Genomic DNA, 15,234 nt, shown 5'->3' with positions numbered 1-15,234 from the left:
TTACGAAGTTTTTAAAACTTCGTAAGTCTGGGGAGCATAAAATAGATGTTTAAATCCCCGAAAACATATTTTGTGCCGGTTCGCCGATAAGTGGCATTGGTTTTCTTTCGCCATTAATAGCACCTATGAAGCCAATGATCCATATAACAAAAAAGCCTAAACGTATTATCCAGATAATGGATACGCCGATGAATACGCCTGACGTAATAAAGGCCAGGCCTATAATAAAACCGGCAACCCATGAAACCAGTATTGAAGCCAGGTGAAACAATAAAGTTTGCCTTAACTGGTAAGCCGCCAGCGGCGTTTTATTGTTAGTGTACAAAGCAAAATAGGCAATGAGCCAGCCAATGAGCGTAAGATAACTGATGATGCCGGCGGTCTTACCGTCGTCAGTAGTAGGTTTGTAATTTTCCATGTGTGGTAAAGTTTTTTGTATAAAGCTAACCGTTTAAAAATGAAATAGTTTTATTCATTTTTAAACATCGGGCTTTATTCATTTGCACATCCGCACATCTGAAATTCGCACATCTACAAATTACTCCACGGTTATTTCATCCGCAAAAATGTAGGATTGACTGCCTTTGTTCTCGTGCCATTCCGGGAGAGGGCCGTATTGCTTGGCAATCAGTTTAATGTAACGGGCATTGGTATTTAGTGGAGCCGTAAACTCTTGTGTTTGTACGTTGGTATCCTTAATATCGACTTTGGTATTAACGGTAGTGGCCAGTTTATAGGTTTTGCCATCGTTTGATGTCCAGAACTGTACATATTTAGGGAACACGATCCATGCGCGGCTATCCTGCAGTGTACTTATGCTGATCTGTTTTATAAGCTTAACCGCGCTCATATCAACAACGGCAATAAAATCTTTACCCTGGTAGCCCTGCCAATTCCCTAAGCGCCAGTTGGTAGTTCCATGTTGTCCGTCAATTAATGATTCATCTCCTTTAGCCGGGTAGTTGGGCAGGTATTTGTTAATTATGGTCAGTTTAATATCGTTCCGGAGTTTGATAAAACTTGCCTCGTCAACAAAGCTACTTTTTCCATCTTTTATGGCGAGGGCTTTTATCGTGATGTTATCTGTAATATTAACAGGCTGCGTATAGGGCGTTGATGCTGCCGTAGGAGCCGAGCCATCAAGTGTATAATAGATCTTCGCATCGGCATCCTGATCTTTGATCTGGATACTGAATGGCTGCTTGAATGACTTGGCCGGCGCAATGATATATGGATTAGGAATAATCAGGTTATCTGTAATTTTCGAAACAGGTTTTTCCAGGTCCTGGGTAAAGATCTTGTTAGCCAACCTGCCGGTGAATACTTCAAAATCGCCGCCCTTTACAATATCATCATAATTCATAAAAAGCTTGCTGTATACTTTTTTATCAAGGTTCATGCCCTGCAGGTAGATATTGCTCCGGGTAATCCCTGCGCCAGGGTTGATGATATTGAATTTTTTGCCATTCTCCAGACTGATCACTGCCTTATCAAACTGTGGTATGCCGATCTGGAAATCCTGCTGGCCGGGAGCGATGTTATAAATGCCCAACGAGCTCATCACATACCAGGCCGACATCTGTCCGCAATCCTCATTTCCTGCTAAACCATCAGGTTTGTTGCTGTATTCCTCGCGTAAAATGCGGCTTACATAAAACTGCGTTTTATCCGGCGAATCGGTGAAGTTGTACAGGTAAGCCATGTGATGACTTGGCTCGTTACCATGCGCATATTGCCCTATCAAACCGGCAACATCCGGAATATCGCTACCACTTAATTTTGATTGTGTGCTGAATAGTTCATCAAGCTTGCTTTCAAAAGCCTGTTTGCCGCCCATTTTATCAATCAGGGTTTCTACATCATGTGGTACCAAAAACGAGTATTGCCACGAGTTTCCCTCGGTGTAATTACCGTTGATTTCCGTAGGATCAAAAGGTTCCAGCCAGCCTCCGTTTGCGCGGGCCTGCATAAAGGTATTTTGATTGTTGAAAACGTTTTTCCAGTATTGGGCACGCTGAATATACTGTGTATAATCGTCAGTTTTATTAAGCATTTTGGCCATCTGCGCAATACACCAATCATCATAAGCGTACTCTAAGGTTTTTGATACAGAGGCATCTTCTACGTCTGATTGTACCGCACCATTTTTGCGATAATTATCCAGGCCAAACTGATTTCGGTTTACGGCGGCTTTCATCGCCGTAAAGGCTTTCTCGGCATCAAAATCATGGATGCCTTTAGCATAAGCATCTACAATAACAGGTATAGAATGGTTACCGATCATACAAAAAGTCTCGGTAGTAGCCAGGGGCCATATCGGTAATAAACCACCCTGGTCATACATGGCCATAAAGCTTTTGATGAAATCAAGGGTACGTTTACGGTATATCAAAGTCAGCAACGGGTTCTCGGCCCGGTAGGTATCCCATAGGGAAAACACGGTATAATAATCAAAGCCCTGGGCTGTATGCACCTGCTGATCCATGCCGCGGTATTGCCCGTCGACATCGCTATAGATGTTTGGCGCTATCATGCTGTGATATAACGCGGTGTAAAATATAGTCTGCTTTATTTTAGCATAATCGGGCTGAACTACTTTTTTGGCAGGAGGGGCATAGCTGTATGGCCCGGTACCACCTACCGCTTGTGCTTGAGTTGAAGGTGCAGGAGCGCCACCCTCAACCTGAATTTTATTAAGTTCATGGTTCCAGGCTATTTTAGCATCCTTCTGAATCTTTTTAAAATCGAAATCAGGCACTTCGGCATCCAGGTTTTTCAATGCACCTTCAGTGCTTACAGAAGAGATCCCTACTTTACTGATCACTTCGCCGGGATTATCAAACTGTAAAAACAGCTTGATGTTTTTGCCCTGAACTTTGCTTTGTCCATTCTGAACCTCGTTATTTAATGCTATACCGTAGGTTTTAAAAGGCTTTGAAAATTTGGCATAAAAATATACCTGCTGTTTATCGGCCCATGATTTCGACATGCGAAACCCACGCACTTCATGATCATTTACTACCTCAATCCATGAATCAAGCACTTCATCACGATGCTGCAGATCGATGATAATATTGGCCTTATCGGCCGATGGATAAGTATAGCGGTGAACCCCCACACGGGTTGTAGCTGTTAGCTCAACGCCAATGTTGTATTTATCGAGCAAGGTATGGTAGTAGCCGGGTGTAGCACTTTCATTTTTTTTACTGAAGTGAGAGCGATATTCAGTGTTTTTGAATTTAGGATCGCCGGTGGTTGGCATAAACAGCACATCACAATAATCGGGTACTCCGGTGCCGCTCAAGTGAGTGTGCGAAAAGCCATAAACCAAACTATCGGTATAATGGTAGCCCGAGCAGCCATCCCAACCTTCCAGCCGCGTATCCGGGCTCAGTTGTACCATGCCAAAGGGCATTACCGCGCCGGGGTAGGTGTGCCCATGCCCGCCGGTACCGATAAAAGGATCAACCAGTTGGGCATAGTCTTTATCCTTTTCTTTTTTCTTTTGTGCCGATGATAAAAACGGCAGAACAAGCAACAAGGCGACCGGTAAAGCAGAACGGAATACGGGCTTTATGAATGACATATTATTAAAAACCAATTATATGATTTGAGTGTGCACAAATTACACTAATTACCATGAATATTTACTAACAGGAACGGTCACTATTTATTACCTGATTGGACGCAATAAATAGCAACCGTGCGAAGAATGCATAGCCCCAAAACGTCATTGCGAGGAACGAAGCAATCCCAAACTATGCAGAGCGGCTCTGTAAGTAGGGGATTGCTTCGTTCCTCGCAATGACGACTTGTTAAATTTTATTAGAACAACCAATTCATGAAATTCGGTTTAATTCGAACTAATTGGTGCTCAATCTTATCCTTTTATCATGCCAACCTTCTTCAACAGTTTACGGTTTTCACGGCGGTGAATTAAACGGTAAACTATAGCGTAGATGATAGGCAATATCAGTAAGGTTAATATGGTTGAAGTTACCAAGCCACCTATTACTACAATAGCCAATGGTTTTTGGGTTTCTGAACCAATACCGGTTGAAATAGCTGCAGGCATCAAACCAATAGCAGCCATCAGCGCGGTCATTACTACCGGGCGAACACGTGATATTACACCTTGCATAATAGCTTCATCAAGATGCATTTTTTCTTCAAGATTTTTCTTGAACACCGAGATCAGGATCACGCCGTTCTGGATACAAACACCAAACAAAGCTATGAAACCAATACCAGCCGAGATACTGAAGTTAGTGCCGGTAATGTGCAGCGCTAAAATACCACCTATCAATGCAAACGGTACGTTCAGAATTACCAACACTGCGTCTTTGGCATTACCGAAGGTGATGAACAGGATCAGGAATATCACCAGTAAACATATAGGTACAACGTGTGCCAAAGTGTTTGACGCCCTAATCTGGTTTTCAAATTCACCGTTCCAGGTAAATGAATAGCCCTGATCCAGTTTTACGGCAGCACCCACTTTGTCCTGTGCTTCGGCTATGGTACTACCTAAGTCGCGGCCACGCACCGAGAATTTTACGGCGATATAACGCATGTTGTTATCGCGGTAAATAAATGCCGGGCCGGTTAGTGTGGTGATCTTGGAGATCTCTTTGATAGCAATTTTTGAACCATTTAACGTTGGTACCATCAGGTTCTCGATTTTGCTTTGAGTATCCCTGAATTGTTTTTGATAACGGATGCGGATGTCAAATTTACGTTCGCCTTCATAAAGTTGCGATGCTGCTTTGCCGCCTATAGCCATCTCAATAACTGAGTTAGCATCGGCGGTTGATACACCATAAAGGGCCATCTTACGTTGGTCAAGCTCAATGCGGAACTCGGGCTGGCCAAGGTTGCGCAAGATACCAAGGTCTTCAACGCCCTGGATCTTTTTAAGTACGGCCATCACCGAGTCAGCTTTTTGATCGAGCACCTGGAAATCGGGGCCGAATATTTTTACAGCCATCGACGCCGGTACACCGGCAACCGCCTCAGCCACGTTATCAATAATAGGTTGTGAATAGTTGAATACAATACCTGGAAACTGACTCAGTTTTTTATCCATATCAGCTATGAGTTCTTCCTGGGTAATGTTGCGTTTCCATTCCTTTTTCGGTAAAAGGTCAACCTGTATCTGTACGTTAAAGAAACCTTTAGGGTCTGTACCATCGTTAGTACGGCCAACCTGCGATAGTGTTTGTTTAACCTCAGGGTAGGTTGAAAGGATCTGCCTCATTTTATCAGTTACCTTAACCGAGCTTTCCAGCGAGGTACTCATTGGCAACTGTGCCGTTACCCAAAGGGCACCCTCATTAAGCTGCGGCAAAAACTCTGATCCTAAAAACTTAGCCGAGAAGAAGGTGACTGCCATAAAGGCTACTGCCACTATCAGGCTTAGTTTTTGGTTACGATACGTATATCCAAACATACGGCGTATGCCATGTTCAAAAAACAATACTACCGGATTATGTTTTTCCCGTACGTTTTTATTAAGCAATATACTTGATAGGGCAGGTACCAACGTAAGGGTGAAGATCAATGCTCCTAATAAGGCAAAACCTAAAGTGTAAGCAAGCGGCGAGAACATTTTGCCTTCTACTTTTTGGAAAGCGAAAATTGGCACCAAACAGGTAAGGATAATCAATTTAGAGAAGAAGATGGCTTTACCCATTTCCGCACCAACATTCTTAAACAAGCCAAGTTTAGCCAGCCCGTTGAATTTTTGCATGCCTACTTCCTTGGCCCTGTGATCAAGTGCCACAAAAATACCCTCAACCATCACCACCGCGCCATCTATAATGATACCAAAATCCACGGCACCCATCGAGAGCAGGTTGGCACTCATACCCTTTAGCCGTAAACAGATAAAGGCAAATAACAAGGCCAACGGTATAATGATAGCCACCGTAAGCGTAGTACGCCAGTCGGCCATAAATAGCAACACGATAACAGTTACCAGTATAATACCTTCGCAAAGGTTGTGGATAACAGTTTCGGTACAAAAATCCATCAGGTTGGTACGGTCGTAAAAAGTGGAGATTTTTACATCCGCTGGTAACACACTTTTGTTAAGGTCAACAACCTTTTGGTTAATCAACTTTAATACTTCGGCAGGGTTTTCGCCTTTACGCATTACCACAATGCCTTCAATAACATCGTTGTTTTTATCGCGGCCAACCTGGCCTAAACGTGGTAAGCCGCCTTCTTTAATTTCGGCGATATCGCGTGCCAGGATAGGTACGTTATTAACGTTTTTAATGATGATATTCTGGATCTCGTCAATATTATTAATCAAACCGATACCACGCACTACATAAGCCTGGTCGTTTTTTTCGATAATATCGCCGCCTACGTTAATGTTACTGCGGTTAAGTGCGGTGTAAACATCAAGCGAGGTTAGTCCGTATTTTTGTAGTAACGAAGGATTTACGCTTACTTCATATGTTTTTTCTTCACCGCCAAAGCTGTTAACGTCGGCTACGCCTGGAATTGATTTAAACTGACGGTCAAGCACCCAATCCTGTATGGCGGTAAGGTCATGTAATGATTTGGTATGGCTTTTTAAAGTATAACGGAAAATTTCACCCGTTGGGCCATATGGCGGTTCAACCTCGGGTTTAACACCATCGGGTAAATCGGCATTGCCCAGGCGGCTTAATACTTGTTGGCGTGCAAATGCATCATCAACATCATCATCAAAAATAATGCGGACATATGATAAACCGAATGATGATGTGGTACGTAGATTAGCTTTTTTCTGTACCGAGTTTAAAACGGTTTCCATAGGTATGGTAACCATTTTTTCCATTTCCTCGGCACTACGGCCAGGCCATTGGGCTATGATAATGATCTGCGTATTAGTTACGTCGGGGAAAGTCTCGATGGGGGTGTTGGAGTAGCTCCAGATACCCAATACAACCAGTACCAGTGTCATGAAAAACACAAAGTAGCGGTGCCTGAGCGAGAAGTATATAATATTTTTGATGAACTTGTTCATTGTAGTATCTCTGTTTAAAAACGTGGCTGCCAGAAATTAAGCCTGGCAATTTTCAGTTTACCGGTACTTAGTTGTTGCCTGCAATGGCATCATAAAAAAGTAACTGATTTTTAGATATGATCTTGTCGCCGGCCTGCAAACCAGATGATATATAAGTGGTGTCCTCAACGGTTTTGATAACTGACACCTGGCGCACTTTTAAATCGTCTTTACTGTTGTATACTACTACAAAGTTTTTGCTGTTATCGTAAACCACCGCTTTGGCAGGTATAGCAACCGACTGTGCTTTTTCGCTGTTAGCTATCACAACGCTTGTGAACATTTCCGGCTTAAGCAGCATGCCATCGTTAGGTAACACGATTTTAATCTTTAATACCTTGTTGTCAGGATCAAGCACAGAACTTACTGCATCAACTTTACCTGTAAATACTTTGTCAGGGTAAGCAATGGTTGTAACTTTTGCGGTGTAACCTACCTTAACACGGCTAATGTCCGACTCAAATACGTTGGCCCAGATCCAAACATCTTTCATGTTTGATATGGTAAACATGCTGTTTGCGTTATCCGGGCGGATAAAGCCGCCTGCAGTAATGTTTTTTTCAACCACAAAGCCGCTTTCCGGAGCCTTGATAACCAGGGTACCACCCGGGCTGGTATTACCACCGCCGTTGATTGCAATTTGTTGTTGCACCTTGTTATAAGCCGCTTCGGCTTTGTTGTAGTTTTCTTTAGCCTCGGTATAATCGCGCTCGCTTGAGATCCCGTTTTTGTACAAATATTCTGCCTGCTCTAACTGACGTTTGTAAATGGCAAGATCTGATTTTGAAGAACTCAAATCAGTATAGTTACCGGCAACATCGGCACTGCGCACAATGGCCAAAGTTTGACCTTTGCTTACCTTATCGCCAAGTGAAACTTTTACATCCAACACCTGTCCGCTTGAGAAAGGGAATACTTTAACAACAGCATTGTCATCATATGATACCTCGCCCGAAAGAGTAAGTTCATTTTTTATGGTAGCGATTTTGGCAGTATCGATAGTAATAATTTTTGCCATCGAATCGCTCACCGTTACCTGTTTGTTTTCAACAGCAGGAGGGGTTTTGCCTTTACAGGCGGCAAGTAGTAGCAAAGCTGAGATGCCGGAAAACAGCGTTTCTCTTTTCATCATAGTAAGTCTTAAAAAGTTAGTCAGGATTTTATTACGGTTGTGCCAACGGCAAAGTTGAGGTCGGCAATAGCTTTTTGCAGGTTAAACTTTTGTTGCAATATTTTTAGTTTGGTATCCTTATAGGTATCAAAAAAGTCAACAAATTCTACAAGGCTAATTTGACGCTGCTGGAAACTCTTGAGCATGGCGCCAAACAGTTTATCATATTGCTCATTAAAAGTGATCTGCTGGTTAGAGAACAACTGCTCATTCAGTTTATATTGATTAACAGCAGCAACTACATCATTTTTAAGCTGGAACTCACTTTGTTTTAAAGTGCTCTCCTGGCTTTTGATGTTATATTGTGCCGATTTAATATTGCCCTGGTTGCGGTTAAACAAGGGGATAGGAAAACCAATTTGCAAGCCATAGTAATGCGGGGCGTAGCTGCTGTTTTGGTCATATGATACACCTACTGTAACATCAGGCACTGCAAGCGCTTTTTGATAAGCAAGATTATGCGTAGCAGAGCTTAACTGGTACCGGTTTGATAAATAATCGGGCCTGTTGGTCATGGCCTGGCTTATGAGCGATTGTACATCAAGATCAGCCGTTTCAACCGGTTTGTCGTTTATGACGGGTTGTATAAACGTGGTCTCTTTAGTTTGGAGTAAGGTTTTAAGCTCAGTTTGCAGGTCGTTGATTTGGCGGTTGTTCTCAACCATGTCATTCTGTAAGCCGAAAAGCAGAGCTTTTAAACGGATAAGGTCCTTCATGGAAGTATTGCCAACATCAAATGATTTTTGAATGGCATTAACCAGTTCGGTAGCCGATTTGATCTCGTTTTGATAAACCAGTTGCTGTGCGTTCAGCGATCCCAGCTGACTGAAATCAAGCTGAAGGTTATAGCGCAGGTTGCGCATCAGATCGTTAAAGGCAGCTTCCTGAACTTTAGCATCATCTTCGGCTACTTTTACCTGTTTACCGCGTTTGCCCGCAGTGGCAAACACCTGGTTTAGTTGGACAAATATTTGTCCGCCGCCATTGGAGTGGTTGAAAAATTTGTTAGTACTGGCATCATGAATGTTTTGATCAGTGCTCAGAGTGGGGTTATCCCATAGTTTAGCTTGTTGAATAAGCGCCTTTGAGGCATCAACATTATACTTTTGGGCAAGCAGGCTAAGGTTATTTTCAATGAACTGTTTTTCAGCATCAGGGAAAGTGATCTTTAACGTATCTGTTTGTGCTTCGGCCTTTTGTGTTAGTAAACTAAAAAATAACGGTGATATAAATAGCAGGGATTTTATATTTCGCATGTTTCCTTCATCAATTCTACATTACAAAAATTCAAAACGGTTATGAATTTTGTATGAAGTGAAGAAAAACTAATGGTGGAGGGTATTTTGTCTGAACCGGGATTTATGGGATTAGTAGGATTTTCCGGATTTTAAAAGAAAATGACGATAGCAAAAAGTGGTGCGGTGATAACACCGACCACAAGCTAAAAAAAATTAATGGTGGAGGGGCGGACCTTGTTTTTGTCTGAACTCGAATTAAACGAATTTGAAGAATTTATCGAATGTTGAAATTCTGATCATTCAATAAATTCTTCAAGTTCCAGTTCAGACAAAAATCAAGCAATCCTTAAATCCTGTAAATCAAGGTTCTTTTAGATATTGATCTCAAAGTTATCTGCATCTTTCAAAAACGGCAATGCAGTGCGTACTTTTTCAATCTCATCGCCTATAATGCTGAATGTGTACAGGTCTTCTTCATCGCGTTTATAATAAATTACTTTGCCGTTAGGGTCAATACAGGTTGAATCGCCGCTATGGTAAACTTCATTGCCATCATGTCCTACGCGGTTAACTGCAATTACGTACGATTGGTTTTCGACAGCACGTGCGGGGATCAGGGTACGCCAGTGTGCCGCCCTGCGCTCGGGCCAGTTGGCTACTACAATGAGCAGGTCATAAGGGTTTTCGTCGATATTACGAAGCCATACCGGGAAACGCAGGTCATAACAGATCACCGGACAAATTTTCCAGCCGTTTAGTTCAACAAAAAGTTTTTTGGTGCCTGCAGTGTAAGTATTGTGCTCGTTGCCAAGTGCAAAGAGGTGGCGTTTATCGTAATGTTCGTGGGTACCGTCGGGACGCATCCAAATTAACCGGTTGTAGTATTTGCCACCTTCTTTAATAATAATGGTGCCCGTTATCACGCAATCATACTGTTTGGCTGTTTTTTCCATCCATTGCATGGTTTTACCATTCATAGGTTCGGCAAGTTCAGCAGCATTCATAGTGAAGCCGGTAGTAAACATTTCGGGCAGTATGATGAGATCTGTTTTCTCGCGGATCCCGCCCGAGAGCCTGAGTGTAATATTCTGAAGATTTTTATCGGTATTTTCCCAAAAAAGGTAGCCTTGAAAAACGGTAATTTTAAGATTTTCCATAATAGTTGGTTCATAGTTGATGGATCATGGTTCATTGCAAAAAATGCATGATGATTGGTTGATCCATACTGATAAAACTTATACAATTTGGCTATGGTCCATGAATTATGAACCATGATCCAAAATCAAACTTAAAGATTTAGCTATGATTCATTAACTATGAGCCATTAACTAAAAATTAAATGCGAATTAACCTATCAACGGCTTTATCTAAAGTTTCTTGTCTTTTGGCGAAACAAAACCTTAACACATGGTGATCAATCCCCTTGCTGTAAAAGGCCGAAACAGGTATAGATGCTACTCCAAATTCCTTTGCTATGCGAATAGAAAAGTCCGCATCTTTTTCGTCGGTAATTCCGAGGTAACTTACTGATTGAAAGTATGATCCGGAGCATGGCAAGAGCTCAAAACGGGTTTGTTCGAGGCCTTTTCTGAATTGGTCTCGTTTCTCCCTGAAAAATTCTGCCAGGCCGAGATAAGTGTCTTCATTTTTTAAGTGTTCGGCAATGGCATATTGAATAGGAGTATTCACGGCAAACACCAAAAACTGGTGTACCTTCCTGAATTCGTTCATGAGATAGGCAGGCGCCATGCAATATCCAACTTTCCAGCCTGTAGCATGAAAAGGTTTGCCGAATGATGCTACTATAAAGCTGCGTTGCTGTAACTCCGGGTAGCGGGCCATGCTGTGATGGGTTTCTCCATCATATATCAGGTGCTCGTATACCTCATCGCTCAGGATCAGTATGTCCCTGTTTTTTACCAGTGCACTCAATTCGTCAATATCCTCTTTATGCAAAATAGTTGCTGTTGGGTTATGAGGCGAATTAAGGATGATCATTTTTGTTTTTTGGTTGATCAACCGCTTAACCATGTCCCACGCAATACGATAATTGGGCGGTTCAAGTGCCAAGGATTTTACAACGCCGCCCATCAATTTAATAGCAGGGGCATAACAATCAAATGCAGGTTCAAAAATGATCACTTCATCATTAGGATGTATTACTGCACTTATAGCTGTAAATATGGCCTGTGTGCCACCAGCCGTGATGGTGATCTCAGTTTCTGGATTATAAACAGCGCCGTAAAGTTTTTCGGTTTTTTCGGCAATACGTTCCCTTAATGCCATAACACCAGCCATGGGCGCATACTGATTATGGCCCTCTTTCATGGCCTTATTTACCAGCTCTATCAGCTCGGGCGAACAATTGTAGTCGGGAAAACCCTGCGACAGATTTATTGCACCCAACTCGTTGGCCAGGGCCGACATGACGGTGAATATGGTGGTTCCGGTTTGGGGTAATTTTGAAACAACGGGTATCATTAATGGCTAAAGTAGGTAAAAATCGTCATCAACCTATCCACATAAGCTGGTATTTTTTGTATTTAGAAATGTTTTAATTTATAGGTTTAAACATATTTGGAATGTTTTACGGTTTTATTTGGGTGGGAAAACGTTTTACGTATCAAGTTAAAAAGCGCCTTTCAAAAGTTGGGGGACAATCATCGTTGCAATCAAAAAAGCTGAAATTGTTGATACTATTACATTGGCAATAGTTTGGTAGTCGGGCATAATCCAAAATCTCAAAGCAACTATACAAGCTGTACAAATAATTACCATTATCCAATATTTTAAGGTAGATTGATTGAGGCGATGTCCTTCGGGCATTTTTCGGATGTAATAAATTATATATAGTGCACTGATCAGCGTAAATGTATGCTGGAGGATTTTATAAAGCGGGATAGTAGCTATGATGGCTTGACTAAATACCTCCGGGAACAGTTTAACAAAATATCCCGCGGGATGTGTAAAAGCGTCTAAAAACAGATGGGAACATGCACCGATAAAAATAGAACACAAGACCACAAGCAAATGCTTTCTAAAGTAATTATTCCAGTTAAAGGTTTTGTAGGGGGATAAGCGCCGACTTAAAAAAGATGGTAGATTATCGAATAATTTATTACGGACAACGTTGTGGAATAAAAATGCAATCAACACTCCTAAAGGAATATCAAACCAAAACAATCCCCCAATGGTATGGCTATAAATACTGTAAATATGCATCCTGATAAAGTATTCAAAATCAGGAACGATAGCACCCGCAATCAGCCCCGTTAAAGAGAGTAACCGGGTTTTAAGGTTGTTGAGCGGCAAAACTATAGCCGGATGCGCGAAAGTAAAAGGCATTGGTTGTTGTTTAATATCTAAACCAAAATAATATCCGTGATCTTCGCAATATCGTAGCTTATCTTATTGATAAAACCCAATTGTTCCTTTAATAACGCATCTTCGGCCTGGACTACCGGTTTCTGGGCTTCCGGGGCGGCAGTCGGGATTTTACCTATGTTAAATTCAATATTTTGAGCCTGCAGTTTTTGACCGGTATCATTTAATACGGTTATGCTTTTTTTGATCAGCTTCATGGCTTCGGGATGGGCTACTGGTATTTCCTTTTTGCTTTGTGCTGATGCTATCGTAGCGATATATGATGAAAGAATATGATTAAGCACCACAAATTTGTGTATGTCTTTTATTTTACGCTGCTTGCTTTTGGGTTCTGATGTCATGCGCTCAAAAGCAGCCGAAAGGTTGGCCGATTTTACATAAACCTCTTTACGTGCGAGTTTGTATGTAGTAATACTGATCATTTTACCCGAAATGCTTTCGGCAATAGTAACCAGATAGTTGATATTAGCCACAACTACATCCCTCAGGGTTTCCTGAATTTGTTCAAACTCCCATGTTGGGAATATCAGGTAGCTGGCTACCAGGGCAATGGTTGAACCTATAATGGTATCCAAAATTCGTTCCTGCGCCACGTTTAACAATCCTACCCCTAAAAACTTAAATAATATCAATACATAAGGCGTCATGAAAATAACACTCACCACATAATTAAGGCGCTGGAAACTGTAAGCGCCCATCATAAATACCACAAGGAAAATAAACTGCGCTGTAACGTTAGGGATAAACGTAAGTATGGCTATCCCTATAACACCGCCACCAATGGTGCCTATCAAACGCTGATAGTTACGTTGTTTTGAAAGACTGAAACCCGGTTTTAGTATTACAATAATAGTGAGCAGCACCCAATAGCTATGGTGCCCCAGAGACACCAGTTTAGCAGTAATAAAACCTACTAAACATACCAATGCAACACGCAGTGCATGTTTAAAAGCGCCGGATGCCAGTGTGAAATTATCGAAGAAGATATGTGTTGCAAAATCCTGGTGGCTTACAAATGCCGTATATTCTACGTCGCCTTTGGGTTCGTTTAATGATTCGGCGGCTTTTGAGCTATAGTATTTATATATATTATTGATGCCTTCGCCAAGCGAACGCAGGTTAACTAAAATCTTTTTCAGTACAAGATTGCTGGTTTCCTGGTTGTTTTTGCCGATGGAGTCGATCTTTGTTTTCAGTTTTTCCAGTTCGATATTAAAATCGGTAAGATGCCGGCGGCGCGTGTTCGATAGTACAATATAGGCTATATCGTCAAGCTCGTCGGCCATGTTGTGGATAATCCGGGCTATTTCTGTGAGTACGCCGGTATCTTTAAATTTATCGCGGATATAAGCATAGTCGTAGTGCGTAGCCATGATCTGCTCGTAGATATCTACCAGGTCAACAAAAGTTAATACCAGGATGCGGCTTGGCGCTGTTGATTCGCGGGCCATAATGCGGCTTTTAAAAAGGAGCTCACGTACCGCATCCTGGTGCTGGCTTACCTGTATCTGTTTAGACACCAGTTTGCGGTAGTTTTCGTCAATATCTGTGTCCGATAAATAAAAGTCGGCTTTGATGCGTAAAAACCGGGCTATATCTGTAACGTTTTCGCCAAGGGCCTGCTGAGCAGCCCGGTATGGGCGAATGCCAAAAAACAACAGACTGAAAACCATATACCAAACACCACCCGCCAAAATCTTAGCACTATAACCCAATACCTCCGGTGCTGCTAATGCCTTATCCATCATGAATATCATGATAAGTAATGAACAAGTACCAACAGACGCTGCCCTGTTGCCATACACCGTAAACATAGAAAACAGAAAGGCGAAGAAAGTGATCTCGATACCAAGGGTAAATATGTTGAGCCTTGCAAAGCCGGTAATAACGGCTACCAAAAACAGGCAGAGGTTGCCGGCAGCCATGGCGTTCCGTTTATGGGATACCGGGCCGGGGGTATCAATAACGCAGATACACAATGCACCCAACGAAAGCGTAAGACCAAGATCAAACTTATCAAACTGCATTAACAGCAGGGAAGGCAGTAAAATGCCTATACAGATCCGGATACCATCAGAAAAATATTGACTGTAAAAGAAACTTTTTATCTCCCGGATGTTTATAGACATAGTAGCTGCTTAATAAATAACAGAACTATTATAAACAATTTTGTTTTGTTACACCGGGTTTTTATTAAATATAATTTATTGCCCCGAAATGATGTTTATGATTTGCATAATTTTAATTTTAAGGCTTTTTTTTGATAAAATGGCATTAATTGAAGATTTGTGTTAATAAATATTTACTTTTTAGTGAAATTAAATTAAAGATCAGTAAATTCACCCCCCGGAAAAGGCCAAAAGCTAAACCAATCAATATTACCT

9 protein-coding genes are annotated in these 15,234 nt (G+C 41.8%); all 9 read right to left on the bottom strand.

From position 1 onward, the window contains the following. Window positions 1-49: 49 nt before the first annotated feature. Entirely contained in the window at window positions 50-418 is a 369-nt protein-coding gene (locus BMX50_RS10660) for a DUF4870 domain-containing protein (protein ID WP_091210510.1), read from the bottom strand. Between the two features lie 120 nt (window positions 419-538). After that, window positions 539-3,586 (bottom strand): GH92 family glycosyl hydrolase, encoded by a 3,048-nt coding sequence (locus tag BMX50_RS10655; RefSeq protein ID WP_091210509.1) that lies wholly within the window; start codon window positions 3,584-3,586, stop codon window positions 539-541. A gap of 294 nt (window positions 3,587-3,880) precedes the next feature. After that, on the bottom strand, window positions 3,881-7,018 hold the full coding sequence (locus BMX50_RS10650; RefSeq protein WP_091210508.1) for an efflux RND transporter permease subunit: 3,138 nt from the start codon (window positions 7,016-7,018) through the stop codon (window positions 3,881-3,883). Window positions 7,019-7,085: 67 nt separating this feature from the next. Continuing rightward, window positions 7,086-8,189: an efflux RND transporter periplasmic adaptor subunit gene (locus tag BMX50_RS10645; RefSeq protein WP_244280941.1), complete on the bottom strand. Its 1,104-nt coding sequence runs from the start codon at window positions 8,187-8,189 to the stop codon at window positions 7,086-7,088. A 20-nt stretch (window positions 8,190-8,209) separates the two neighbouring features. Beyond that, on the bottom strand, window positions 8,210-9,484 hold the full coding sequence (locus BMX50_RS10640) for a TolC family protein (protein ID WP_091210506.1): 1,275 nt from the start codon (window positions 9,482-9,484) through the stop codon (window positions 8,210-8,212). Window positions 9,485-9,837: 353 nt separating this feature from the next. After that, window positions 9,838-10,623 carry an amidohydrolase gene (locus BMX50_RS10635; protein WP_091210505.1) on the bottom strand — a complete coding sequence of 262 codons (786 nt, stop codon included), beginning with the start codon at window positions 10,621-10,623 and terminating at the stop codon, window positions 9,838-9,840. 178 nt (window positions 10,624-10,801) lie between these two features. Then, window positions 10,802-11,947, bottom strand: coding sequence for a methionine aminotransferase (locus BMX50_RS10630; protein ID WP_091210504.1), 1,146 nt, complete (start codon window positions 11,945-11,947; stop codon window positions 10,802-10,804). A 147-nt stretch (window positions 11,948-12,094) separates the two neighbouring features. Next, window positions 12,095-12,811, bottom strand: a complete 717-nt coding sequence (locus BMX50_RS10625) for a DUF4184 family protein (protein ID WP_091210503.1) — start codon at window positions 12,809-12,811, stop codon at window positions 12,095-12,097. A gap of 17 nt (window positions 12,812-12,828) precedes the next feature. Next, window positions 12,829-14,979 carry an FUSC family membrane protein gene (locus tag BMX50_RS10620; RefSeq protein ID WP_091210502.1) on the bottom strand — a complete coding sequence of 717 codons (2,151 nt, stop codon included), beginning with the start codon at window positions 14,977-14,979 and terminating at the stop codon, window positions 12,829-12,831. Between the last annotated feature and the right edge of the window lie 255 nt (window positions 14,980-15,234).

It is taken from the genome of Mucilaginibacter gossypiicola, from assembly GCF_900110105.1.
GTDB lineage: Bacteria > Bacteroidota > Bacteroidia > Sphingobacteriales > Sphingobacteriaceae > Mucilaginibacter > Mucilaginibacter gossypiicola.
Note: the sequence above shows the minus strand (reverse complement) of the source record. Positions and strands in the feature narration are given on the sequence as shown.

Excerpts from the sequence above, each read along its gene's own strand:
- BMX50_RS10660 (WP_091210510.1), bottom strand. The coding sequence starts at position 418 with ATGGAAAATTACAAACCTACTACTGACGACGGTAAGACCGCCGGCATC.
- BMX50_RS10655 (WP_091210509.1), bottom strand. The coding sequence starts at position 3,586 with ATGTCATTCATAAAGCCCGTATTCCGTTCTGCTTTACCGGTCGCCTTG.
- BMX50_RS10650 (WP_091210508.1), bottom strand. The coding sequence starts at position 7,018 with ATGAACAAGTTCATCAAAAATATTATATACTTCTCGCTCAGGCACCGC.
- BMX50_RS10645 (WP_244280941.1), bottom strand. The coding sequence starts at position 8,189 with ATGATGAAAAGAGAAACGCTGTTTTCCGGCATCTCAGCTTTGCTACTA.
- BMX50_RS10640 (WP_091210506.1), bottom strand. The coding sequence starts at position 9,484 with ATGCGAAATATAAAATCCCTGCTATTTATATCACCGTTATTTTTTAGT.
- BMX50_RS10635 (WP_091210505.1), bottom strand. The coding sequence starts at position 10,623 with ATGGAAAATCTTAAAATTACCGTTTTTCAAGGCTACCTTTTTTGGGAA.
- BMX50_RS10630 (WP_091210504.1), bottom strand. The coding sequence starts at position 11,947 with ATGATACCCGTTGTTTCAAAATTACCCCAAACCGGAACCACCATATTC.
- BMX50_RS10625 (WP_091210503.1), bottom strand. The coding sequence starts at position 12,811 with ATGCCTTTTACTTTCGCGCATCCGGCTATAGTTTTGCCGCTCAACAAC.
- BMX50_RS10620 (WP_091210502.1), bottom strand. The coding sequence starts at position 14,979 with ATGTCTATAAACATCCGGGAGATAAAAAGTTTCTTTTACAGTCAATAT.